Below are 23641 nucleotides of genomic sequence, written 5' to 3'. Positions count from 1 at the left end.
TGCTCCCGCCCTCCGCTGTCGATTCCCGCCACACGCCGGCCGGGTCGACAGCAGGTCGGCAGGCGATCGGGGACGATGTCTGCGGTCGCGTGATCAGCGCGCTGGTCGCCGGGGCTGTCGCCGGGTTCGGGATCGCCCTGCCGGTAGGCGCCGTCGGGGTGTACCTGGTGGCGGTGACCGCGCGGTCGTCCCTGAGGACCGGTGTCTGCGCGGGCCTGGGCGTGGCCACCGCCGACGGGGTCTACGCGCTGATCGCGACGGTGGGCGGTTCGGTGCTCACGCCGTTGCTGGAACCGGTCGCGGTGCCGCTGCGCTGGACCTCCGCCTTGCTCCTGATCGGGCTGGCGCTGCGAGGCGCGGTGATCACGGTCGGGCGGTACCGGAGGCGGCACGCGGCGGGGGGTGAGGTGGAGGGCGGGGCGCTCCGGCCCGGGCGGGCGTACCTGACGTTCCTGGGGATCACTCTGATGAACCCCCTGACCGTCGTCTACTTCACCGCGCTCGTCCTGGGCGGAGGGACGGACGGACGACCGGGCGGGCTGGAGGCGGCTTCGTTCGCGGCCGCCGCGTTCGTCGCGTCCGCCGGCTGGCAGGTCCTCCTCGCCGGAGGCGGAGCGTTGCTCGGACGGGCGCTGATCGGCGCCCGTAGCAGGCTGACCACCGCTTTGGCGTCCAGCGTCCTGATCATCGTGCTCGCCGCTCACCTGCTGGTGCCGATGGTCTGAGGACCGCATCACCCGGGGTTGCGGTGGGCACCGCGGTGACCGACATCGTCGTCCGCATCCCGCGGACGGCCCTGTGGACGCTGACGGCTGCCCACCGGCCCCCGGCGCCCGCCGCCACATGGGGCTCGACCCCTTGTGACACCGGGAAAGGCGGTGCGTACGAGCGGGTGCCGTACAGGAGCCGGTCAGTGCGGACGCGCGGTCTTCGGGCCGGGCTCCCCGGGGGACGATTCGCGCCAACCGGTCGCGGAGCTCGCGTTCCGCGGTGCCGTCCGCTCCGGACAGTGCCGCACCGGGAAGCGGCCCGGTGCGCGCTGTCGTTCTCCGGCGACCAGGCCGCGCTCGCGGGGATTCCACGCCGCTGCCCTTGGGGCGGCTGTCCGGCCCTTCGCCAGTCGGTTCCGGAGCGGCGCCGGTGGACCCAGCCGAAGAGGCGGCGCCTTTCATCGAGCAGTTCCCCACCCGTCGACGAAGTGTCGGTCCTGAGCGGCCGGAGACGACCTGGATCCGGTACCGCACGGCCGACTCCGGCAGGATGCCGCCCGCCACGGTTCCGCGCGCGGAGAACCGGTCCTCCGCGACGTCGGAGTCGTCGTCCGATGACAGGCACGACCTCCTCGCCCGGCGTCACGACCGTGTGAGCCTCCTCAATCGACCAGGCCGTCGATGCCGACGCTCCTCGGAGGTCCACAGATTTCGCGCCGTGCTGTACATCTGGGCTCATGACATCATCCTCCGTACCGCTCCTGCCCGCCACGGAGCGCTCGCTGCTCCACCGGATCGCCGTCGGCCAGTCCGAAGGCCGGACGCCCTCACTCGTCGGGGCGATCGCCCGCGGCGGCCGGATGGTGTGGGCGGGCGCGTGGGGCGACGTCGCGTCCGCCACCGACACGCAGTACCGGGTCGGTTCGATCACCAAGACCTTCACCGCCGTTCTGGTGATGCGGTTGCGGGACGAGGGGGTGCTCGGGCTGGAGGACCCACTGGAGAAGCACCTGCCGGACACGGGCGTGGGCGGTGTGACCATCGCCCAGCTTCTGAGCCACACCGCCGGCCTGTCGGCCGAGTCGCCGGCTCCCTGGTGGGAACGGACACCGGGTGGACTGCGTCCCGGTCTTGCCGACGTCCTCGGGGAGCGGCCGTTCGCACACCCGCCGGGGCGCGGTCACCACTACTCCAACACCGGTTACGCCCTGCTGGGTTCGCTGGTGTCCGCGGTGCGCGGCATTCCGTGGGAGGAGGCGCTGCGCGCCGAGATCCTGGAACCGCTGGGCATGCACCGGACGACGTCACAGCCGGTGGCACCGTATGCGAAGGGCTGGGCGGTCCACCCGTGGGCGGATGTGCTCCTGCCGGAACCAGCCGAGGACCTGGGCCTGATGGCTCCGGCCGGGCAATTGTGGTCGACCACCGCCGACCTCTGCCGGTTCGCCTCGTTCCTTGCCGGAGGGGACGCTCGGGTGCTGTCCGCGGAGTCCGTACGGGAGATGCGCACGCCTGCCGCACCGCCCATTACGGAGAACTGGGACGGAGGCTACGGGCTGGGTGTGCAGCTGATACGGCGGGACGGTCGGACGCTCGTCGGCCACTCCGGTTCGCTGCCGGGTTTCGTCGCCGGCCTCTGGCTGAGTGTGGACGATGACGTCGCCGCGGTCGTCCTGGCCAATGCGACGTCCGGACCGCAGCTCGGCGCGCTCGTCTCCGACCTCGTACGGATCGTCGTCGAGGCGGAGCCCCGGTTCCCGGAACCGTGGCGCCCCCTGCCGGAGGATGATGCTCCGACACTCTGCTTGACCGGTTCCTGGTACTGGGGAACCTACGCCTACGGACTGAAGGCGCTCGCGGACGGTGGTGTGGAACTGCAGCCCCTGCGCGATGTCGGCCGGGGCTCCCGGTTCCGGCCGCTTCCGGACGGCACGTGGCTCGGACTCGACGGCTACTACGACGGGGAGGTGCTCCGGGTGGTCCGCCGCGAGGACGGTTCGGTGAGCCACTTGGACCTGGGGTCGTTCGTGTTCACCCGTGAACCGTACGGGCCGGAGGACGCCGTCCCGGGTGGTGTGGACGAAGGGGGCTGGCGGGGCGCGCGCTGACGTTTCACGTGAAACGGCGTTCAGAGGGCCAGCTTGAAACCGATGTGTGAGGCGATGAAGCCCAGACGGTCGTAGAAGCGGTGGGCGTCCGTACGGGATGCGTCCGACGTGAGTTGGACCAAGACGCAGTCGTGGCGGCGCGACTCCGCGATGGCCCATTGGATCAGTCGTGTACCGAGCCCACAGCCACGCGCGTCGGCGTGCACCCGCACCGCCTCAATGAGGGAGCGGGTGGCGCCGCGCCGGGACAGCCCCGGAATGACGGTCAGGTGGAGGGTGCCGACGGCCTGCCCGTCGCGGACGGCGACGACCAGGTGCTGGTTCGGGTCCGCGGCCACCCGCTCGAAGGCCTTGAGGTAGGGGGAGAGGTCATCGGGCGACTCCCGCTGGGCGCCGAGCGGATCGTCGGCGAGCATCGCCACAATGGCGGGAACGTCAGCCGCAGACGCACGCCTGATGTCGAAATCATCCATGAGGGGGAGGCTATCCCGCCGTTCACGTCGAGGCGCCGAGTGCTTCCGACGCTCCTGACCGGTGAGAGGAGCCCGCCTCGTCGGCCGGTTCGTCAGACCTCCTGCGGAGGCTCGCGGCACGGATGGTCCCCGCCCGCGAACAGGGCTGCACCCGACGGGAACGGTCCGGCGAGCGGGCGGTTTCACGTGAAACGCGGTTCCCTGTCCGCCCTCCCGGCCTCGACACGCAGGCCCCCGACGGCTCGTACCGGTGTCGGACGCTCCCGGTGCGGGGGTGAAGGCGAGATCACCGACCGCTCCGCGTGCCTCGGCTGCGGTCCGTGAGGCGGCTCGTCACCGCCCGGACGGTGGGCCGGTCAACCGAGATCGGGGGCGTGCATGGCACGTACGCCTTCGATGTTGCCGTCCAGGTAGTGGCGCAGTGACAGAGGGACCAGGTGTACGGCGGCGATGCCGACCCGGCTGAACGGCACGCGGACGATCTCGTACTCGCCGACCGGTTCGTCCACCTCGGGTCCGTGCCGTCGGCTCGGGTCCATGGACGCCAGGCGGCAGACGAAGAAGTGCTGCACCTTCACCCCGGAGACACCGCCGTCCTCGATGTGCTCGACGGTGTCGACGAAGCAGGGAACCACGTCCGTGACCTTCGCACCGAGTTCCTCGTGGACCTCCCGGTGCAGGGCGTCCACGACGGTCGCGTCGCTCGGCTCGACGCCTCCGCCCGGCGTGAGCCAGTAGGGATCCATTCCCGGCTTGGTGCGCTTGATCAGGATCAGGTCGTCACCGTCGAGAAGGACGGCCCGTGCGGTGCGCTTGACCACTGGACGTTCGGTCATGGCATGACAATGGCCCGCGGTGTTCCCCTTGAAACGCCGGCAGGGTTGCGGCCGTCGGTGGTCACCACTCGATCGCCGCCCGCAGCAGTGTCTCCTGGGCCCTGGCGATGTGGGGCAGGGCCAGCGTGCCGACGCGGACGGCGAGGAAGTACGTCCGCAGGGGCGGGACGGGTGGCTCCAGCAGCGCGACGAGGCAGCCGCTCTCCAGGGCTCCCTCGCACAGATAGCGGGGGAGGACGGCGAGGCCCGCGCCGGAGACGGCGCTCTCCAGGACGGCCCGCAGGTCGGGGACGACGACCGCGGCGGACACGGCGGGTTTCGACTCGAAGACGGCGGACCAGTACCGGGCCACGAACGGCAGTGACTCGTGGACCTCGATCACCGGTAACCGGTTCAGGATCGTGGAACCTTCGTGCGGCGTGTCCTGCGCCAGCCGGGCGGCCCAGCGTGGTGCGGCCACCAGTACGTGTTCCTCGTCGCACAGCGGTGTCGCCGTCAGCGGCCCGCCCCGTGGCCGTGCCGTGGAGACGACCAGGTCGTGGTGCCCGGCGGCCAGACCGTCGAGGCTCTCCTCGGATGCGGTGAACACAGCGGTCCGCAGGGTGAGGCCCTCGGACACGAGGGTCGTCAGAGCGGGTAACGCCCGAAGCGAGACGATCTCGGGCGGTCCGGCGAGGTGGAGGGTTCGAGCCCCGACCCGCCCGTACGGGCCGGTCTCGGCGATCTCCACGAGCGCGTCCAGATGAGGGGCGGCCCGGTGGGCGAGTTCGTCACCGACCGCCGTGGGGGTGACACCACGGGCCTGCCGCAGGAAGAGGGTCCGGCCGAGATGCCGTTCCAGGGCGCGGATCTGACTGGTCACAGCGGGCTGGGAGAGGCCGAGGAGGGCTGCGGCACGGGTGAAGGAGCCGGCTCGGTACACCGTGACGAAGGTCCGCAGCAGGCTGAGATCCATGCCCTCCCTCCCCCCGGCCGGCGCCCCCCGGACCCGTACAACTATAAATATGTCGATAGGCACCTGTCGTTCGTGTGATCGGAATCTGACGTAGAGTCAAACTGCCTGGTTCGGAGCGGTACCGGGCACGGATACGGGGCGGTCCGAGCCACCAGGGGGGAGGTTCGGACCGCCCGTTCCGCACGGCTCGCGACGTACGCCCTCCCGTCAGCGGAGCCCGGCCGTCGCGTCCAGGGCGCGGAGCACGTCCGCGACGAGGTCGTCGGGGTCCTCCGCGCCGACCGAGAAGCGGACGAAGCCCGGCGGCACGGCGTCGCCACCCCACCGGCCCCGCCGCTCGGCCGTCGACCGTACTCCGCCGAAGCTGGTCGCGTCGTCCACCAGGCGCAGCGTCTCCAGGAACCGTTCCGCGCGCTGCCGGTCGTCCAGGACGAACGACACCACCGACCCGAAACGGCGCATCTGCCCTGACGCCACCTCGTGCGAGGGGTCGCCGGGAAGTCCCGGGTAGCGCAGGTGCGCCACGTCGTCTCGCGCCGCCAGCGCCCGGGCCAGCACCAGTGCGTTGGCGCACTGCCGGTCGGCCCGTAGCTGGAGGGTGGCGAGGGAGCGATGGGCGAGCCATGCCTCCATCGGACCCGGAATCGCTCCGACGATCTTCCGCCAGCGACGCACGCCGGCGGCGAGCTCCGCGTCGCGGCAGGTGACGTGGCCGAGCAGGAGGTCACCGTGTCCGGTCATGCCCTTGGTGTCGCTGGCCACCGAGAAGTCCGCGCCGAGCGCCAAGGGGCGCTGCCCCAGGGGCGTGGCGAGGGTGTTGTCCACGGCGACCAGGGCGCCGGCGGCGTGGGCCGCCGTCACCATCCGCCTGATGTCGCACACGTCGAGGCCGGGATTGGACGGCGTCTCCAGCCACAACAGCTTCGCACCGTCCAGGACGGACAACTGCGCGTCGCCACCTGTCGGTGCGCTGCGCACCTCGATCCCGTAGGCCTCCAACTGCTCGCCCACGAGGGCCAGGGCCTGGTAGCCGTCGGCCGGGAGGACCACGGTGTCGCCGGCCCCGAGCCGGGAGAACAGCACCGAGGAGATCGCGGCCATGCCGGAGGCGAAGACCACGGTCTCCACCGCACCGTCCCCGGGAGCCTCCAGCTCCCCGATGGCGCGCTCCAGCAGCGTCCAGGTCGGGTTCTCGTCGCGCCCGTAGGTGTAGGGACCGGTGGGCTCGCCCGGCAGGTGGAAATGCGCGGCGAAGACCGGACCCGGCAGGGTCGGTTCGTGCTTGTGCGGCTCCGGTAGCCCGGCCCGCACGGCGAGGGTGCCGTCGCCCCAGCCGGGGGGCGTCTCCATCAGTCGCGTCCGTCCGGGAGGACGACGTTCAGCGCCCAGGACACGACCGAGACGATCAGACCACCCAGGACCGCGGTCCAGAAGCCCTCCACGTGGAAGCCGAGGTCCAGCTTCTCGGCGAGCCACGAGGTCAGCAGCAGCATCAGCGCGTTCACGACCAGCGTGAACAGACCGAGGGTGAGAACGAACAGAGGGAGCGTGAGCAACTTCACAAGAGGCTTGACGAGGGTGTTGACCACGCCGAAGACGAGGGCGACGAGGAACAGTGCCAGCGCCTTGCGGCCGGTGCTCTCGCCGGTGAGGGTGATGTCCTGCAGCAGCCAGACCGCCACCGCCAGAGCACCCGCGTTCGCGAGCGTCTTGACTACGAAATTCATCATGTGTCTGATCGTGGCAGACATGATCGGACCGAGGCAGAGGCGAACGGGCGATGAAGGCATTCCGACTGGACGAGCTCGAAGCCGAGCGCGTCGCCAACGACGGTGCGTACCTCCAGTTCCTGCGTGAGCGGAGCATGTCCGTGGGGCTGTACGGGCTCGACGCCGGGCAACTGGATCCGCAGCAGCCGCACAAGGAGGACGAGGTCTACCTCGTCGTCAGCGGTCGGGGCTCGATCACGGTCGGGACGGAGACCACGCAGGTGGGACGCGGCAGCGTCGTCTACGTCCCGGCGGGGGTGCCGCACAGGTTCCACCACATCACCGAGGACCTGCGGGTCCTCGTGGTGTTCTCCCCGCCCGAGAGCTGACGTCCCTTCCGCCGAAGGGCAGGGTTCGGTCCCCGGTCCGCCCGGTCCTCCCTAGGGGAAGGGTCAGGGGATTACGGGGGAAGCGGATCCCCGCCGGAGGCCCCCACCTCCCTAGCATCGGAGGTGTTCACCGTTGCGACGCAGAGACGAGGCAGGTTATGGCGGTAAGGGGACTTCTCGCGGGGCTTCCGTGGTGGGTGAAGTGGGTGGCGATACCCGTGGCCGCCGTCGTCCTCTTCGGCGGTGCGCTCGCGACCGTTGCTTACTTCGTGGTGAGTCTGCTGTTCAAGGCGCTGGCCTTCGTGGCCCTCGTCGGCGGACTGGTTTACGTCGTACGGAAGTTCAGGAAATCGCCGCCGTCCTCAGACGGCGGCTGGTGAAGGAGGTCGTTAGCCCGGCCGGGGGAACGGATCCGGTGGAACTCACTCCGGAACGGGGCCTGCCATTAGAGTGGCAGGGATTCCGCGGCCCTTGAATTCAGGGGCTGACTGAACGCCTTACCAGCGGTTTGTACGACTGTTGCGACTGTATGTGCGTGCTGTGAAAGAGAAGCAGACGCGTACGGCGGTGTCAGCGGCGATCGCTCGTGGGCAACATGCCCTGGGGGTGACCTTCGGTCATGGCTTCTCCTTCCACCGCCCCAACCCTGATCGGCTCGGTGCAGCGGGCGCTCAGACTGCTGGAGGCCGTCGGATCCCACGAGAGCGGGGCCCCGGCCAAGCAACTCGCACGCGAGACCGGACTGCCTCTGGCCACGGCCTACCACCTGCTGCGCACCCTGACGCACGAGGGCTACCTGACGCGTGAGAAAGGGCTGTTCACCCTGGGCGACGCCGCCAGGAGACTGGCTGAGGCGGGTTCCCTGCAGAATCGTCGCGGCAAGATCGAAGATTTCCTGGTGCACGGGTGGGACACGGTCGGTGCCCCCGTCTGCTTCGCCGTCTACCGGGACGGCGAGATCGAACTCCTGGCGGTCTCCGACCACCCTGCCGCAGGGCCCGCCCCCTCCCACCAGAAGTGGACGGACCGCCGGGAAAAAGCCCGGGCCAGGGTTGTTTCCGTACCCCTGATTCAGGATGAAAGCATGCTCCTCGAAGCGGAGCGGCTGCGCAATGAGATCGGGGAGTTCCTCCGATCGCTCGCTGTCTCTATCAGTATCTGAAAAATCACTCCTTGTGGTCTGATAGCGCTTGCAGGAGCATTACGTCAAGAGGGCCAGGAGGGATCAATCCTGGCCAGTTTTGTCATGGCTACTGTTTTCAGAACTGCATCGAGACATTCATCTACAGCGGGGTACGTGATGCGCGAGTCGGTTCAGGCCGAGGTCCTGATGAGCTTCATCGTCTCGGAGGAGCTCTCCTTCAGGATCCCGGTCGAGCTCGGGTACGAGACCAAGGACCCCTTCGCGGTCCGGATGACGTTCCACCTGCCCGGCGACGCACCGGTGACCTGGACCTTCGGGCGCGAGCTGCTCGTCGACGGGATCAACGACGCCACCGGTGACGGCGACGTGCGGATCGAGCCGTCCGAGGCCGAGGAGCTCTCCGACGTCCACATCCGACTGCGCGTCGGCGCCGACCAAGCGCTGTTCCGGGCCAGCGCGCCGCCTCTCGTCGCCTTCCTCGACCGCACCGACAAACTGGTGCCCCTGGGACAGGAGCGCTCGCTGGGCGACTTCGACGAGGGCCTGGACGAGGTGCTCGGCCGCATCCTCGCCGACGAGAACGCCGGCTGAGGGGCCGGTGACGTCCTGGAGCCGGACGGGCCCGGCTCCACCGGGGGAATCGGGCCCGTCCGGATGGGCGGCCGTCCACCGCGCCCTTCCGCCGGTACCGCCCGTCGCTACTTCCTGCGACGTCGCCCCCGGCCCGTACGCGCCGAGGCCGAGGCCCCCGGGGCCCGATCGGCCGAGACGACCAGAGCCGCCAGGCCCGTCGTCACCGGCACCGATGCCACCAGCCCGATCGAACCGACCAGCGTACGGACGATCTCCTGGGCCACCAGCTCGCTGTTGGCCACCGTCCCCACACTGCTCTGAGCGATCGAGAACAGCAGCAACAAGGGCAGTGCCGCACCCGCGTACGCCAGCACCAGGGTGTTCACCACAGAGGCGATGTGGTCCCGCCCGATCCGGATGCCCGCCCGGTACAACGCGCGCGGCCCCATCGCCGGATCCGCCTGGTGCAGCTCCCACACCGCCGAAGTCTGAGTGACCGTCACGTCGTCGAGCACCCCGAGCGAACCGATGATGACGCCGGCGAGGAGCAGGCCGGACATGTCGATGTTCGGGTACAGCCCGTGGATCAGGCCCGTGTAGTCGTCCGTGTTGCCGCTGAGCCGGGCCCAGCCGATGAACAGCGAGCCGAGCAGGCCGATGATCAGCAGAGAGATCAACGTGCCGAGCACCGCGACCGACGTACGGGCGCTCAACCCGTGACTGAGATACAGCGCGATGAGCATGATCGCACTCGACCCGACCACAGCGACGACCAGCGGGTTCGACCCCTGGAGGATCGCCGGCAGGATGAAGAGGGTCAGGAGGACGAAGCTGGTCCCGAGCGCGATCAGCGCCATCACACCGCGCAGTCGGCCCACCGCCACCACCGCCAGGGCGAAGACCGCCGACAGCAGTAGCAACGGGAACTTCCGGTCGACGTCCGTCACCGAGTACTGAAGGTCCTCCGGAGCATCCGGCGCGTACGCCACGACCACGCCCTGGCCCTCCTCCAGTTGCCGCGGTGCGTCGGGCTGGACGATCTCGACGAACCGCCGGCCCTTGTCCTGACCACTGGTCACCTCGATGGTGGCGCGCTTGCACTGCCCCTGCTGGGCGTTGACCGCCTCCCGGCCCTGAGGGGTGCTGGTGTCACCGGTCGGTGGGACCTGAGCGGCGTTCACGTCCTTGCAGTCGACCCGCTCGACGCGGACGACCTCGCCCGTCTCGGTCTGCCGGTCGAACCCGACACCGGTACGTTCGTGTGGCGGGGCGCCGCCCGGCCACAGCACCGCGAGGCCGACGAGCACCGCCGTGGCGAAGGGGATCAGCACTGCGGCGATGACCTTGCGCAGATGCTTGGAGACGGGAGCGGCCGGTCCGTGGGCATGTGCGTGGACGTGAGCGAGCGCTTCGGGATCCGGGCGGTGCCCAGGACCGTGCTCGGGGCCGTGTCCCGACCCGTTTTCCGGGTGCTGATGCGAGGAAGTCACCGACCGATCATCGCAAGAACGAAGGGGCCCTCTGTTCAGCGTGGCCGGAATGACGCTAGCGTGGTCGCACCTTTGTACACGCGGGAGCTCGGAGCACCGGGCTGAGAGGACGCTGACCTCCGTCCCCGCGATGTTTCATGTGAAACATCGCCGATGGAAGCGGCTGCGTCGACCGCCGAACCTGTTACCGGGTAATGCCGGCGTAGGGAGTAGGTCAGGATGACCGTTCAGGACGCACGCACGCCTGCCTCCGGCACCGAGGAGAGCGGGAAGTCCATCGGCTGGCACAAGGGGTACGTCGAGGGTTCGCGCCCCGACATCCGCGTGCCGGTCCGCAAGGTGCACCTCACCAACGGCAAGGACGTGACCCTGTACGACACGTCCGGGCCGTACACCGACCCGAATGTCGAAACCGACGTACGCCGCGGCCTCCCGCCCCTCCGGGAGAGCTGGATCACCGCGCGCGGCGACACCGAGGAGTACACCGGCCGCCCCGTCCGTCCGGAGGACGACGGCATCAAGCACGCCTCGTCGCGGGACGGGCTGCGCAACCTCGACGCCGTGTTCCCCGGCCGGTCGCGCCGGCCGCGGCGCGGCCGGGACGGGCAGGCGGTGACGCAGCTCGCGTACGCCCGCAGGGGCGAGATCACACCGGAGATGGAGTTCGTCGCGATCCGCGAGAACGTGTCCCCGGAGGTCGTGCGGGAGGAGATCGCGGCCGGCCGGGCCGTGCTGCCCGCCAACGTCAACCACCCGGAGATCGAGCCGATGGTCATCGGCAAGCGGTTCCTGGTGAAGGTCAACGCGAACATCGGCAACTCCGCGGTCACCTCCTCCATCGAGGAGGAGGTGGAGAAGATGACCTGGGCGACCCGCTGGGGCGCCGACACGGTCATGGACCTCTCCACGGGCCGCAACATCCACACCACCCGCGAGTGGGTGCTGCGCAACTCCCCCGTGCCGATCGGCACCGTGCCGCTCTACCAGGCGCTGGAGAAGGTCGACGGCAAGGCCGAGGAACTGACCTGGGAGATCTACAAGGACACCGTCGTCGAGCAGGCCGAGCAGGGCGTCGACTACATGACGGTCCACGCGGGCGTGCTGCTGCGGTACGTGCCCCTGACGGCCCGCCGCAAGACCGGCATCGTCTCGCGCGGCGGCTCGATCATGGCCGCGTGGTGCCTGGCGCACCACAAGGAGTCGTTCCTGTACGAGAACTTCGAGGAGCTCTGCGAGATCCTCGCCGCGTACGACGTGACGTTCTCGCTCGGTGACGGCCTGCGGCCCGGCTCCATCGCCGACGCCAACGACGAGGCGCAGTTCGCGGAGCTGCGCACGCTGGGCGAGCTCAACCGGATCGCCAAGGCGCACGGCGTCCAGACGATGATCGAGGGCCCGGGCCATGTCCCGATGCACAAGATCAAGGAGAACGTCGACCTCCAGCAGGAGATCTGCGAGGAGGCGCCGTTCTACACGCTCGGCCCGCTGACCACGGACGTCGCACCGGCGTACGACCACATCACGTCCGGCATCGGCGCGGCGATGATCGCATGGTGGGGCACCGCGATGCTCTGCTACGTCACGCCCAAGGAGCACCTGGGCCTGCCCAACCGCGACGATGTGAAGACCGGCGTCATCACGTACAAGATCGCGGCGCACGCGGCGGACCTCGCCAAGGGCCACCCCGGCGCGCAGGAGTGGGACGACGCGCTGTCGGACGCGCGGTTCGAGTTCCGCTGGGAGGACCAGTTCAACCTGGCCCTCGACCCGGAGACGGCGCGTGAGTTCCACGACGAGACGCTGCCGGCGGAACCCGCGAAGACCGCGCACTTCTGCTCGATGTGCGGGCCGAAGTTCTGCTCGATGAGGATCTCGCAGGACATCCGGCGGGAGCACGGCGGCGGCCTCGGGCAGGAGGAGATCGAAGCCGGGATGGCGGAGAAGTCCAAGGAGTTCGCCGAGGCGGGCAACCGCGTCTACCTGCCGCTGGCCGACTGACCCGAGTGGCCCGTCGGTCCGTTCGCCGGTCCGGCCCGTGGCCCGAAGGCCGCGGACCGGGCCGGCCGGGGCCGGTGGAGTCGGCGCCGGGTCAGGGGCGGCCGCCCCGGGAACGGAGGCGGACGCGCCGGCCGACTCGGTGATCGAGCGGAGGCGGAGGAGCGGGACGCCGTGCTCGACGGGACGCGGTGCCGGCCGTCCGTACGGGTGGTCCCGTCGCGCGGCCCGCCCGCCCGCCCCGCGGCGCGGGTGGTTCCGGGAATGGGCGGCGGGCCGACGGACCACGGCCGCCGGGCCCGGGCGGACCGGGCGTCATGCGTGGTGCTCCGTCGGGAAGCGCTCGCGGACGAGGCGGCCCCCCGGGACCGCTTCCGCGAGGCCCCCGCGCTTCCGAGGCGCGGGGCCCGCGGAGAGGCGGCGTGGAGGGCGCCGGGGAGAGCCGGTGTACCGCGAAGGCGGCGGAGGCTCTGGAACTCCCCTTCCCGGTGCGCTCAGTGAGGGAGCGGCAGCTGCTGGACGAGCAGCTTCCCGGCCATGGTCACACCGCCGTCCATGGCGACGGCGAGGCCGTCCGCGTACACGTGGGGGCCTTCGACGACGGGGCCGGTGCCCTCGCCCTCCGCGTCCTCGGTCCCGACCTCGCCCAGCAGGTACGGGATGGGACTGTGGCCGTGGACGACGCGCTGCCCGCCGTAGGTGTCGAGCAGTTCGCGCACGGCGTTGGCGCCGCCCTCGTCGCGGAACGCGAACCGCTTGGTGAACTTGCGGAACAGGTCCCAGCACTCGTCGGCGTCGTTGCGGGTGAGGATCTCGTGGACGGTGTCGTTCACGTCCTCGACGGTGTCACCGTACTCCAGGTACGCCGTGGTGTCGGAGTGCAGCAGCAGGTGGCCGTCCTGCTCGACGATCGCGTCCAGGCGGGACATCCACTGGACGTGGACGTCCTGCAGGCGGTCCATGTCGCTCTTCTGGCCACCGTTGAGCAGCCAGGCCGCCTGGAAAGTGGCCGTCCCGGCACCGGAGTTCACCGGGGTGTCGCCGAATCGCTTCGCGCCGAGCAGCAGCAGCTCGTGGTTGCCCATCAGGGCCTTGCAGTAGCCGCCCGCGGCCGCGGCCTCGGCGGAGAGCCGCATGACGAGGTCGATGACGCCGATGCCGTCCGGACCGCGGTCCGTGAAGTCGCCGAGGAACCACAGGCGGGCGTTGCCGGCCGTCCAGTGGCCGTCCCCGTCGACGAGGCCCTGCTCGCGCAGGGCGACGAGGAGCTCGTCGAAGTAGCCGTGGACGTCGCCCACGACGTACAGCGGGCCCGGTCCGGGGCCCTGCCCGACGAGCGGAGTGGCGGCGGCCGCCGGGTCGGGCGGCGCGGCGACGGAGACCTGGAGCGTGTCCCCCCGGTTGATGACCGGCAGGTCGCGCTCGGTCGGGGTGTAGCCGTCCGGGTACCCGTCGTCGGGGAGAGCGTTGCCCGGGTGCGGCGGGGGGGCCGTACGGGGCCGGGGCGGCTGCTCGGGAGCGTGCTGCAGGGCTTCCCTCGCCGCCTGCCGGGGCGCCGGGTGGTGCGGGGCGGGCCGGGGCTGCGGATGTTCGGAGTGGCCCTCCACGGGCACCTGGGCATACGGCGGTACGCGGAAGTCGCGCAACGTCGCCGTCCGCACCACGGGTCCCTGACCGGCCCCCTGAGTCATCGACCCCTCCACCACCGTCGCGACGCCCTCACATCGCGGGCCGGCCTGGTCGGAGCGGTCCGCGCTGTCGTGCGCCCATCATAGGAATGAGGCTTGTGCTCTGTGACGCACCAGGGGTGATGAATCGGGGAGCACGTCCGACTCCTCGGGGTTCTCGTCCTGATTTTCAGGTTTTGACCCGAGGGGGAAGGGGTGCTCACCCGGGCGTTGCCCGGCCTTCGCCTGCCCGTTGAGGATTCTGCCCCGTTCCGCTCGGGTCCGGCCGGAGGTGTCCTACTCCCGGTGCGGTCGGCGCGGCGGACTCACCGTCGTGCGCGGCGGCCTGCGCTGCGACGACGTCCGGACGATCAGCTCCGTCGGTATCACCTGCCCGACAGGCCGATCGTGCTCCACACCCTCGATCGCGTCGATGAGCAACTGGACGACGGCGGTGCCGATGCGGCGCGGCTTGAGCGACAGGGTGGTGACCGGCGGTTCGGTCGCGGCGTACACGGTCGATTCGCTGCAGCAGACGAGCAGCAGGTCGTCGGGGACGCGCAGTCCGTACCGCCGTGCCGCGGCCAGCAGGTCGGTACCGTTCGGGTCGAACAGCCCGTACACGGCGTCCGGGCGGTCGGGACGGGCCAGCAGCCGGTCCGCGGCGACGGCGCCGGCACACGGGTCGTGGGCCGGGTACGCCTCGTACACGGGGTCCTGGCCGGCACGCTCGCACCAGTTGAGGTACGCGGTGGTGGACAGCCGCGTGTACGTGTCGGTGGTGGTGCCGGTGAGCAGGCCGACGCGACGGGCGCCGGCCTCGGCGAGGTGGTCGAGGAGGCCGAGGACGGCCGCCTCGTGGTCGTTGTCGACCCAGGCGGTCACCGGGAGCGAGCCGGCGGGGCGGCCGTCCGAGACGACGGGCAGGCCCTGCCGGACGAGTTCGGCGACGACGGGATCGTGGTCGGACGGGTCGACGACGACCGTGCCGTCGAGGGCCACGTTCGACCAGACGTCGGCCGGGCTGCGGCGTGAGGTGGCGGGCAGGATGACGAGGGCGTAGCCGCGGGCGAGCGCGGCCGAGGTGGCCGCCCTGGCCATCTCGGCGAAGTACGCGAACTCGGTGAAGGTGAAAGGTTCATCCCCGTAGGTCGTCACGGTCAGGCCGATGAGGCCCGACTTGCCGGTACGGAGCGTGCGGGCGGCCGCGGAGGGCCGGTAGCCCAGCCGGTCGGCCACCTCGCGGACGTGGCGGCGGGTGGCGTCCGGGAGCCGGCCCTTGCCGTTGAGCGCGTCGGAGACAGTCGTGATGGAGACGCCGGCCGCGGCGGCCACATCCCGGATGCCCGCGCGCGCCTGCCGGCTCCCCCGGGCCTGCGCCCGGCTCACCTGGTGCTTCCCTGCTGCTGTCATGGCGTGCTGATAGTAAGGGGACGGCAACGGACCGCGACGAGTGTGTGATCCGGTCTCTGCAGGTACGTTTCTGCAAGGTCCGAGTCCGTCAAGCTCATTGAAATACAAGGATGTTGGCGGGTTTTTCGGCAGGTGGGCAGCTGCCGACCCCCATAGGGCGAGCCGCCGGGTGCGGGGGCGGAAGGCACTCAACTCACCTCTACGGGGGACGCGCACCACGGCGCGAATCACCCGCTCGCGCCAGTAGGGCGCGCGCCCCCACGCAGCGGGAGGCGACGGGACCCGGCCGCCGCTCCGGCCCGCTCCGCACCGCGTATCGATCCCACGCGGCCATTCGCAGGCGGACGGAATCCTCATAAGGTGTGCAGTATCCATGGTGCACACACGGTCGAGGAGGACCACAGTGAGCGAGACAAGCCCCAAGCTGCGCGCTGTGCTGGACAAGATCCCCACCTACAAGCCGGGGAAGCCGGCCACCGCCGCCGAAGGCCGCGTTGCGTACAAGCTGTCCTCCAACGAGAACCCGTACCCGCCGCTCCCGGGCGTCATGGAGAAGGCGCTGGCCGCGGCGGCGAACCTCAACCGCTACCCGGACCTGGCGTGCACCGTGCTGATGAACGAGCTGTCCGAGCGCTTCGGGGTGCCGGTGACGCACCTGGCGACCGGTACGGGCTCCGTCGGGATCGCCCAGTCGCTGGTGCAGTCCACGGCCGGCCCGGGCGACGAGGTGATGTTCGCCTGGCGGTCCTTCGAGGCGTACCCCATCGTCACGCAGATCGCGGGGGCCACCCCGGTCATGGTCCCCCTCACCGAGGAGGGGGCGCACGATCTGGAGGCGATGGCCGGGGCCGTCACCGAGCGCACGCGCCTGATCTTCGTCTGCAACCCCAACAACCCCACCGGGACGGTGGTGCGCCGGGCCGAGCTGGAGCGGTTCCTGGACCGGGTGCCGTCGGACGTCCTGGTCGTCCTCGACGAGGCGTACATCGAGTTCATCCGGGACGACCAGGTGCCCAACGGCATCGAGTTCTACCGGACCCGGCCGAACGTGGCGGTGCTGAGGACCTTCTCCAAGGCGTACGGCCTCGCGGGCATGCGCATCGGTTTCGCGATCGCCCACGAGCCGGTGGCGGCCGCGCTGCGGAAGACGGCCGTGCCGTTCGGCGTCACGCAGGTCGCACAGGACGCGGCGGTGGCCTCCCTGCGCGCCGAGGACGAGCTGCAGGGCCGTGTCGGATCGCTGGTGTGCGAGCGCACGCGGGTGGTCGAGGCGCTGGCGGCCCAGGGCTGGCGGCTGCCCGTGACGCAGGCCAACTTCGTCTGGTTGCCGCTCGGCGGGCTCTCCGGCGAGTTCGCCGCCGCCTGCGAGGAGGCGGGGGTGGTCGTGCGGCCCTTCGCGACCGACGGCGTCCGGGTCACGATCGGCGAGGTCGAGGCGAACGACATCTTCCTGCGGGTGGCCGAGGCGTTCCGCAAGGAGAGGTTCTGAGCGGTGCGGGCCGGCGCTGAGGCGCCGGCCGGACCCGGCCGCGCGGTCGGCGCGAGCGGTACGGGCGGTACGGAGGCGTCGGTCCTTTCCGGAAGGCCGGGCCGCCGCCGCGGGTGGCGGCGGGGCGGCGCGGACCGCCGGGCGTACCGGGCGCGCCGTACGGACCGGCCGGCCCCGTCCTCCGTCCCGGGTGCGGGCCCCACGGCCCGGCCGGCGGGCGGGGGAGACCGATCGGCAGAGCCCCCGTGAGCAGTCCGCTCACGGGGGGCTCTGCCGTGGCCGCGGCCGCGGGGCGGGCGGATCGGGAGGCGTGTCCGGGGGCGCCCGGGCCCCGACGAGGCGGCGGGAGAGTAGGAAGGGGACCCCCCCTTGGAGCTACTGCTCCACGTGGGTCATAATGTTTGTGATTGTGAACGCATTCACAAGCGCGCCTGCTTCCTCCCGCGATCAACCGGAATCGGCAGGCGGACGGAAGGCCGTGGGGCCGCGAGGCCGCAGGGCTGCTAGGCCGTAAGGAGAAGACCGTCGTGGACCTGGCTCTGGCGCCGGAGACGCTGGCGCGGTGGCAGTTCGGGATCACCACCGTCTACCACTTCCTCTTCGTCCCCCTGACCATCTCACTCGCCGCGCTCACCGCCGGTCTCCAGACCGCGTGGGTGCGCACCGGCAAGGAGAAGTACCTCCGGGCCACCCGGTTCTGGGGCAAGCTCTTCCTGATCAACATCGCGATGGGCGTGGTCACCGGCATCGTGCAGGAGTTCCAGTTCGGGATGAACTGGTCGGACTACTCGCGGTTCGTCGGTGACGTCTTCGGGGCGCCGCTCGCCTTCGAGGCGCTGATCGCGTTCTTCTTCGAGTCGACCTTCATCGGACTGTGGATCTTCGGCTGGGACAAGCTGCCGAAGCGCGTCCACCTCGCCTGCATATGGATGGTGTCGGTGGGCACCGTCCTCTCCGCCTACTTCATCCTGGCCGCCAACTCCTGGATGCAGCACCCGGTCGGCTACCGGATCGACGAGGAGTCGGGGCGCGCCGAGCTGACCGACTTCTGGGCCGTCCTGAGCCAGAACACCGCCGTCACCCAGGTCTTCCACACCCTGACCGCGGCCTTCCTGACCGGCGGCGCGTTCATGGTCGGCATCGCCGCCTTCCACCTGGCCCGCCGGAAGCACGTCCCGGTGATGAAGACCTCGCTGCGGCTGGGTCTGGTCACCGTGGTGGTGGCGGGCCTGCTGACCGCGGTCAGCGGCGACATGCTTGGCAAGGTCATGTTCAAGCAGCAGCCCATGAAGATGGCCGCCGCCGAGGCGCTGTGGGACGGCGAGGGCCCCGCCCCGTTCTCCGTCTTCGCCTACGGGGACGTCGACGAGGGCCACAACAAGGTCGCCGTCGAGATCCCGGGGGTGCTGTCCTTCCTGGCCAACGGGGACTTCTCCTCGCACGTGCCCGGCATCAACGACACCAACGAGGCCGCACAGCAGAAGTACGGCCCCGGTGACTACCGGCCCAACATCCCCGTCACCTACTGGTCGTTCCGCTGGATGATCGGTTTCGGCATGGCCTCCTTCGGGCTCGGCCTCCTGGGGCTCTGGCTGACCCGCAGGAAGTTCCTCCTGCCGCGGGCCCTGCGCGTGGGCGAGGACGACGTGCCGCACCTCGTCCTCTTCGGGAAGCCCCTCGACCACCGGCTGACCAGGCTGTACTGGCTCGTCGCCCTGTGGACGCTGGCCTTCCCGCTGATAGCCGGCGCCTGGGGTTGGATCTTCACCGAGATGGGCCGCCAGCCCTGGGCCGTGTACGGCGTGTTCCGCACCAGCGACGCGGTCTCCCCCGGCACCTCCCAGGCCGAGGTCCTGATCTCGATGACCGCCTTCACCCTGCTCTACGCGGTGCTCGCCGTGATCGAGGTCAGGCTGCTCGCGAAGTACGTCAAGGCCGGTCCTCCGGAACTCACCGAAGCCGACCTCGACCCGCCCACCACGATCGGCGGCCACGACCGCGACGCCGACCGCCCCATGGCCTTCTCGTACTGAGGAAGGGGAGCGAGGCATGGAACTCCACACCGTCTGGTTCGTCCTCATAGCCGTCCTGTGGACCGGCTACTTCTTCCTGGAGGGATTCGACTTCGGCGTCGGCGTCCTCACCAGGCTGCTCGCTCGCGACCGGACCGAGAAGCGCGTCCTGATCAACACCATCGGCCCCGTCTGGGACGGCAACGAGGTGTGGCTGCTCACCGCGGGCGGCGCCACCTTCGCCGCCTTCCCGGACTGGTACGCCACCCTCTTCTCCGGTTTCTACCTGCCGCTCCTCGCCATCCTGCTCTGCCTGATCGTGCGCGGGGTCGCCTTCGAGTACCGGGTCAAGCGACCCGAGCACCGCTGGCAGCACAACTGGGAGCAGGCCATCTTCTGGACCTCCCTCATCCCCGCGGTGCTGTGGGGCGTGGCCTTCGGCAACATCGTGCGGGGCGTCGAGATCGACGCGTCGAAGGAGTACGTCGGCACCCTCTTCGACCTGCTCAACCCGTACGCGCTGCTCGGTGGGCTGGTCACCCTGACCCTCTTCACCTTCCACGGTGCGGTGTTCACCGCGCTCAAGACCGTCGGCGACATCCGGGCGCGGGCCGGGAAGCTGGCCTGGACGCTGGGTCTGGCCGCCGCCGTGACCGCCTTCGCCTTCCTCGCCTGGACGCAGGCGGAGCACGGCGACGGGGCGAGCCTGGCCGCGACGGCCGTTGCCGCGGCCGCGCTCCTCGGGGCCGTCGCAGCCATCAGGACGGGACGCGAGGGGTGGTCCTTCGCGTTCTCCGGCATCGCGATCGCCGCGACGGTCGCCGTGTTGTTCCTGACGCTCTTCCCGAACGTCATGCCGTCCTCACTGGATCCGGACTGGAGCCTGACCGTGGACAACGCCTCCTCCAGTCCGTACACCCTGAAGATCATGACCTGGTGCGCGGCGGTCGCCACACCGCTCGTCCTGCTCTACCAGGGCTGGACCTACTGGGTGTTCCGCAAGCGCATCGGCACGCAGCACATCGCCGACACCCACTAGGCACCACCGGCAGGGGATGTTTCACGTGAAACCGATCGACCCGCGACTGCTCCGGTACGCCCGGACCACCCGCCTCTTCCTGCTGGCGGTGGTCTTCCTCGGCCTGGTGGGGGCCGTGCTGGTGGTCGCTCAGGCGATGCTCGTCGCCGAGGTCGTCGTCGGCGCCTTCCGCCACGGAACGGCCGTCGACGACCTCGCCCCGCCGCTCCTGCTGCTCGCCGCGGTCGCCGTGGGCCGCGGGCTGGTCTCCTGGCTGACCGAACTGGCCGCCCACCGCGCCGGCACGGCGGTCAAGTCCCAGCTGCGCGGCCGGTTGCTGGAACGGGCCGCAGCGCTCGGTCCCGGCTGGCTGAGCGGCCAGCGGACCGGCTCCCTGGTGGCGCTGACCACACGGGGCGTGGACGCGCTGGACGACTACTTCGCCCGCTACCTCCCGCAGCTGGGCCTCGCCGTCGTCGTCCCGGCGGCCGTCCTCGCACGGATCGTCACCGAGGACTGGGTGTCGGCCGCCGTCATCGTGGTGACCCTGCCGCTGATCCCGGTCTTCATGATCCTCATCGGATGGGCCACACAGGCGCGCATGGACCGCCAGTGGCGGCTGCTGTCCCGCCTGTCCGGCCACTTCCTCGACGTGGTGGCCGGGCTACCGACCCTGAAGGTGTTCGGCCGGGCGAAGGCGCAGGCCGAGTCGATCCGCTCCATCACCGCGCAGTACCGGCAGGCGACGCTCCGCACCCTGCGGATCGCCTTCCTGTCGTCGTTCGCGCTGGAGCTGCTGTCGACGCTTTCGGTGGCGCTGGTGGCCGTCGGCATCGGCATGCGCCTCGTCCACGGCACCCTCGACCTGTACACCGGTCTGGTCATCCTGATCCTCGCGCCCGAGGCGTACCTGCCGCTGCGCCGGGTCGGCACGGAGTACCACGCGGCGGCGGAGGGGCTGTCGGCCGCCGAGGAGGTCTTCGCGGTCCTGGAGTCCCCGGTGCGGGAAGCCGGAACGGAGGTACTCCCCCGGGGACCGGTGCGGATCGAGCTGGACGCGGTGACCGTACGGCACGCGGGACGCACCGGGCCGTCGCTGGACCGGGCGTCGCTCGTGGTGGAGCCGGGTGAGACGGTCGCCCTGGTCGGGCCGAGCGGCGTGGGCAAGTCCACGCTGCTGGACGTGGTGCTGGGTTTCACCGCACCGGACGCGGGCACCGTGCGGGCCGGGGGCGTGGACCTCGTGGCGCTGGACCCGGAACGGTGGCGGGAACGGGTGGCCTGGGTGCCGCAGCGGCCCTACCTGTTCGCCGGGACGATCGCTGAGAACGTCCGCCTGGCCAGGCCCGGCGCGGACGACGACGCCGTACGGGCGGCGCTGCGGGAGGCGGGCGCCGACTTCGTCGCCGATCTGCCGGATGGCGTCGGCACGGTGCTCGGTGAGGACGGCGCCGGGTTGTCGGCCGGGCAGCGGCAGCGGCTCGCCCTGGCCCGGGCGTTCCTCGCGGACCGGCCCGTGGTGCTCCTCGACGAGCCGACCGCCGCGCTGGACGGCGCGACCGAGGCCGCCGTCGTGGAGGCGGTGCGCCGGCTCGCCGCCGGCCGGACGGTGCTGCTGGTGGTGCACCGTCCCGCGCTGCTCGCCGTGGCGGACCGGGTGGTCGCGCTGCGCCCGGCCGCCGCGGAGGCGGAGACCGGACGCCGGGGCGCGGCCGGTGCGCCGCCCGCGGTGGCCGACGCGGGCGCCGACATGGTAGACGACGCCTTCGGGTTCGTCGGCGGTCGGCCCGCCGCCCGTCCGGGACCCGCCGCCCCCGGCCCCACCGGTCCGCGGCGGCGCGTCCTCGCCCGGGTCCGGACGACGGCGGGCGGGCTGCGGGGCCGCCTCGCGCTGGCGATGCTGCTCGGGACCCTCGCCCTCGCGTCGGCCGTCGGCCTCATGGCCGTGTCCGGCTGGCTGATCTCACGGGCGTCCGAGCAGCCGCCGGTCCTCCACCTGATGGTCGCCGTCACCGCGACCCGGGCCTTCGGCATCGGCCGGGCGGTGTTCCGGTACGCCGAGCGGCTCGTGTCGCACGACGCCGTACTGCGCATGCTGGCCGACCTCCGGGTGGCCGCCTACCGGCGCCTGGAACGCATCGCCCCGGCCGGACTGCGCCGCACCCGGCGCGGCGACCTGCTGTCGCGGTTCGTCTCCGACGTGGACGCCCTGCAGGACTACTGGCTCCGCTGGCTGCTGCCCGCCGGGGCGGCGCTGCTGGTCGGTGCCGGCGCCGTCGGGGTCACGGCGTGGCTGCTGCCCGAGGCGGGTGCCGTCCTCGCGGCCGGCCTGCTCCTCGCGGGTGTCGCCGTCCCGGCGCTCGGCGACGCCGTCGCCCGCCGCGCCGAGCAACGGCTCGCCCCCGCCCGCGGCGCCCTCGCCGGCCGGGTGGCCGACCTGCTGCGCGGCTGCGCCGAGCTGACGGTGGCCGGTGCGCTGCGGGACCGTGTGGCACGGGCCCGGCGGGCGGACGGGGTGCTCACCCGGATCGCCGCGCGCCAGTCCACCGCGTCGGCGCTCGGCGGCGGGCTCGTCGCGCTGGTCACCGGGCTGACCGTGGTGGCGGCCGCGCTGGTCGGCGTCGGGGCGGTCCGCGACGGGCGGCTCGACGGGGTGGCCCTGGCGGTCGTGGTCCTCACCCCGCTCGCCGCGTTCGAGGCCGTGGCGGGGATGCCGTCGGCGGTGCGGTACCGCCGACGGGTGCGGCGCAGTGCCGAGCGGGTCTTCGAGGTGCTCGACGCACCCGTTCCCGTGGCGGAGCCGGAACGGCCCGCGCCGGTGCCCGCGAGCCCTTTCCCGCTGGAGTTGCGCGGGGTCTCGGCCCGCCACCCGGGGCAGGAGCGGGACGCCCTCGTCTCGCTCGACCTGCGCCTGGAGGCGGGACGGCGGGTCGCCGTCGTCGGTGCGTCCGGGGCCGGCAAGACGACGCTGGCGCAGGTGCTGCTGCGCTTCGTGGAGGCGGGGGCCGGTGCGTACCGCCTCGGCGGCACCGACGCCACGGCGCTCGACGGGGACGACGTACGCCGGTTCGTCGGACTGTGCGCCCAGGACGCCCACCTCTTCGACAGCACCGTCCGCGAGAACCTGCGGCTGGCCAGGACCGGTGCGAGCGACGGCGAACTGCGCCGGGCGCTGGCGGGGGCGCGGCTGCTGGACTGGGTCGACGCGCTGCCGGACGGTCTGGACACGCCGGTCGGCGAGCACGGCGCGCGACTCTCCGGAGGCCAGCGGCAGCGGCTCGCCCTGGCCCGCGCGCTCCTCGCCGACTTCCCGATCCTCGTCCTCGACGAGCCCGCCGAGCACCTCGACCCGGACACGGCCGACGCGCTCACCGGGGACCTGCTGCGGGCGACGCGCGGCCGTGCCACGGTCCTCATCACGCACCGGTCGCACGGGCTCGACGCCGTCGACGAGGTGGTGGTCCTGTCGGGCGGCCGGGTCGTCCAACGCGGTTCCCACGAGGACCTGGTCGCCGTGGAGGGGCCGCTGCGGCGGATGCGGGAGCGGGAGCGCGCGGCGGATCCGCGCCTCGGCGCACCGGTGGGCGCGTCCGTGCCGAGCGGCGCGCGGAGTGGGGACGCCCGCCCCGTCCTCGGGCCGTAGGCGCACGGCGGGAGGCG

19 protein-coding genes are annotated in these 23641 nt (G+C 71.4%); 11 read left to right on the top strand and 8 right to left on the bottom strand.

The features are described 5' to 3' along the window. The first annotated feature begins 89 nt into the window (after nt 1-89). Together LUW75_RS12255 and LUW75_RS12250 are read left to right on the top strand one after the other, a co-directional pair. Nucleotides 90-725, top strand: coding sequence for a LysE family transporter (locus tag LUW75_RS12255; protein WP_250335642.1), 636 nt, complete (start codon nt 90-92; stop codon nt 723-725). Nucleotides 726-1447: 722 nt separating this feature from the next. Beyond that, the gene (locus LUW75_RS12250) at nt 1448-2818 is read left to right on the top strand and encodes a serine hydrolase domain-containing protein (RefSeq protein ID WP_250335641.1); all 1371 of its coding nucleotides are present in this window, start codon (nt 1448-1450) and stop codon (nt 2816-2818) included. 20 nt (nt 2819-2838) lie between these two features. On the opposite strand, the gene LUW75_RS12245 is transcribed toward LUW75_RS12250, so the two are convergent. From LUW75_RS12245 to LUW75_RS12225, 5 genes are all read right to left on the bottom strand, one after another. After that, nucleotides 2839-3291: a GNAT family N-acetyltransferase gene (locus LUW75_RS12245; RefSeq protein ID WP_250335640.1), complete on the bottom strand. Its 453-nt coding sequence runs from the start codon at nt 3289-3291 to the stop codon at nt 2839-2841. A 356-nt stretch (nt 3292-3647) separates the two neighbouring features. Beyond that, entirely contained in the window at nt 3648-4127 is a 480-nt protein-coding gene (locus tag LUW75_RS12240; protein ID WP_250335639.1) for an NUDIX domain-containing protein, read from the bottom strand. Nucleotides 4128-4188: 61 nt separating this feature from the next. After that, entirely contained in the window at nt 4189-5082 is an 894-nt protein-coding gene (locus tag LUW75_RS12235) for a LysR family transcriptional regulator (RefSeq protein WP_250335638.1), read from the bottom strand. Between the two features lie 207 nt (nt 5083-5289). After that, nucleotides 5290-6432 (bottom strand): cystathionine gamma-lyase, encoded by a 1143-nt coding sequence (locus tag LUW75_RS12230; protein ID WP_250335637.1) that lies wholly within the window; start codon nt 6430-6432, stop codon nt 5290-5292. Beyond that, nucleotides 6432-6812 carry a phage holin family protein gene (locus LUW75_RS12225; protein ID WP_250335636.1) on the bottom strand — a complete coding sequence of 127 codons (381 nt, stop codon included), beginning with the start codon at nt 6810-6812 and terminating at the stop codon, nt 6432-6434. Before LUW75_RS12225 ends, LUW75_RS12230 begins: the two co-directional genes overlap by 1 nt. Before the next feature lie 50 nt (nt 6813-6862). Here LUW75_RS12225 and LUW75_RS12220 point away from each other — a divergent pair, with 50 nt between their 5' ends. The 4 genes from LUW75_RS12220 (at nt 6863) to LUW75_RS12205 (ending at nt 8915) form a co-directional block, all read left to right on the top strand. Further along, complete coding sequence (locus tag LUW75_RS12220; protein WP_250335635.1) at nt 6863-7180, top strand: cupin domain-containing protein; 318 nt, start codon at nt 6863-6865, stop codon at nt 7178-7180. A 158-nt stretch (nt 7181-7338) separates the two neighbouring features. Then, nucleotides 7339-7560 carry a DUF5326 family protein gene (locus LUW75_RS12215; protein WP_250335634.1) on the top strand — a complete coding sequence of 74 codons (222 nt, stop codon included), beginning with the start codon at nt 7339-7341 and terminating at the stop codon, nt 7558-7560. 239 nt (nt 7561-7799) lie between these two features. Next, on the top strand, nt 7800-8342 hold the full coding sequence (locus LUW75_RS12210) for a helix-turn-helix domain-containing protein (RefSeq protein WP_250335633.1): 543 nt from the start codon (nt 7800-7802) through the stop codon (nt 8340-8342). A gap of 138 nt (nt 8343-8480) precedes the next feature. Continuing rightward, nucleotides 8481-8915 (top strand): SsgA family sporulation/cell division regulator, encoded by a 435-nt coding sequence (locus tag LUW75_RS12205; RefSeq protein WP_250335632.1) that lies wholly within the window; start codon nt 8481-8483, stop codon nt 8913-8915. 107 nt (nt 8916-9022) lie between these two features. Here LUW75_RS12205 and LUW75_RS12200 read toward each other — a convergent pair whose 3' ends face one another. Then, complete coding sequence (locus LUW75_RS12200; protein ID WP_462933724.1) at nt 9023-10387, bottom strand: YibE/F family protein; 1365 nt, start codon at nt 10385-10387, stop codon at nt 9023-9025. Between the two features lie 219 nt (nt 10388-10606). On the opposite strand from LUW75_RS12200, the gene thiC reads away from it, so the two are divergent. After that, nucleotides 10607-12385 carry a phosphomethylpyrimidine synthase ThiC gene (gene thiC, locus LUW75_RS12195; protein WP_250335631.1) on the top strand — a complete coding sequence of 593 codons (1779 nt, stop codon included), beginning with the start codon at nt 10607-10609 and terminating at the stop codon, nt 12383-12385. A 491-nt stretch (nt 12386-12876) separates the two neighbouring features. On the opposite strand, the gene LUW75_RS12190 is transcribed toward thiC, so the two are convergent. Together LUW75_RS12190 and LUW75_RS12185 are read right to left on the bottom strand one after the other, a co-directional pair. After that, entirely contained in the window at nt 12877-14088 is a 1212-nt protein-coding gene (locus LUW75_RS12190; RefSeq protein ID WP_250335630.1) for a metallophosphoesterase, read from the bottom strand. Between the two features lie 258 nt (nt 14089-14346). Continuing rightward, nucleotides 14347-15462, bottom strand: coding sequence for a LacI family DNA-binding transcriptional regulator (locus LUW75_RS12185; RefSeq protein WP_250335629.1), 1116 nt, complete (start codon nt 15460-15462; stop codon nt 14347-14349). Nucleotides 15463-15865: 403 nt separating this feature from the next. On the opposite strand from LUW75_RS12185, the gene hisC reads away from it, so the two are divergent. From hisC to cydD, 4 genes are all read left to right on the top strand, one after another. Then, complete coding sequence (gene hisC / locus LUW75_RS12180; RefSeq protein ID WP_250335628.1) at nt 15866-16951, top strand: histidinol-phosphate transaminase; 1086 nt, start codon at nt 15866-15868, stop codon at nt 16949-16951. Nucleotides 16952-17478: 527 nt separating this feature from the next. Beyond that, entirely contained in the window at nt 17479-18984 is a 1506-nt protein-coding gene (locus tag LUW75_RS12175; protein ID WP_250335627.1) for a cytochrome ubiquinol oxidase subunit I, read from the top strand. Nucleotides 18985-19000: 16 nt separating this feature from the next. Further along, nucleotides 19001-20002, top strand: coding sequence for a cytochrome d ubiquinol oxidase subunit II (gene cydB / locus LUW75_RS12170; RefSeq protein WP_250335626.1), 1002 nt, complete (start codon nt 19001-19003; stop codon nt 20000-20002). A gap of 25 nt (nt 20003-20027) precedes the next feature. Further along, on the top strand, nt 20028-23624 hold the full coding sequence (gene cydD / locus LUW75_RS12165) for a thiol reductant ABC exporter subunit CydD (protein ID WP_250335625.1): 3597 nt from the start codon (nt 20028-20030) through the stop codon (nt 23622-23624). Nucleotides 23625-23641 lie beyond the last annotated feature (17 nt).

This window comes from Streptomyces sp. MRC013 (assembly GCF_023614235.1).
GTDB lineage: Bacteria > Actinomycetota > Actinomycetes > Streptomycetales > Streptomycetaceae > Streptomyces.
Note: the sequence above shows the minus strand (reverse complement) of the source record. Positions and strands in the feature narration are given on the sequence as shown.

What these genes read in the sequence shown, in the direction of transcription:
- LUW75_RS12215 (WP_250335634.1), top strand. Translation starts at nt 7,339, where the DNA reads ATGGCGGTAAGGGGACTTCTCGCGGGGCTTCCGTGGTGGGTGAAGTGG.
- LUW75_RS12230 (WP_250335637.1), bottom strand. Translation starts at nt 6,432, where the DNA reads ATGGAGACGCCCCCCGGCTGGGGCGACGGCACCCTCGCCGTGCGGGCC.
- LUW75_RS12210 (WP_250335633.1), top strand. Translation starts at nt 7,800, where the DNA reads ATGGCTTCTCCTTCCACCGCCCCAACCCTGATCGGCTCGGTGCAGCGG.
- LUW75_RS12250 (WP_250335641.1), top strand. Translation starts at nt 1,448, where the DNA reads ATGACATCATCCTCCGTACCGCTCCTGCCCGCCACGGAGCGCTCGCTG.
- LUW75_RS12235 (WP_250335638.1), bottom strand. Translation starts at nt 5,082, where the DNA reads ATGGATCTCAGCCTGCTGCGGACCTTCGTCACGGTGTACCGAGCCGGC.
- LUW75_RS12225 (WP_250335636.1), bottom strand. Translation starts at nt 6,812, where the DNA reads ATGATGAATTTCGTAGTCAAGACGCTCGCGAACGCGGGTGCTCTGGCG.
- cydB (WP_250335626.1), top strand. Translation starts at nt 19,001, where the DNA reads ATGGAACTCCACACCGTCTGGTTCGTCCTCATAGCCGTCCTGTGGACC.
- LUW75_RS12205 (WP_250335632.1), top strand. Translation starts at nt 8,481, where the DNA reads ATGCGCGAGTCGGTTCAGGCCGAGGTCCTGATGAGCTTCATCGTCTCG.
- thiC (WP_250335631.1), top strand. Translation starts at nt 10,607, where the DNA reads ATGACCGTTCAGGACGCACGCACGCCTGCCTCCGGCACCGAGGAGAGC.
- LUW75_RS12245 (WP_250335640.1), bottom strand. Translation starts at nt 3,291, where the DNA reads ATGGATGATTTCGACATCAGGCGTGCGTCTGCGGCTGACGTTCCCGCC.
- LUW75_RS12220 (WP_250335635.1), top strand. Translation starts at nt 6,863, where the DNA reads ATGAAGGCATTCCGACTGGACGAGCTCGAAGCCGAGCGCGTCGCCAAC.
- LUW75_RS12185 (WP_250335629.1), bottom strand. Translation starts at nt 15,462, where the DNA reads ATGACAGCAGCAGGGAAGCACCAGGTGAGCCGGGCGCAGGCCCGGGGG.
- LUW75_RS12240 (WP_250335639.1), bottom strand. Translation starts at nt 4,127, where the DNA reads ATGACCGAACGTCCAGTGGTCAAGCGCACCGCACGGGCCGTCCTTCTC.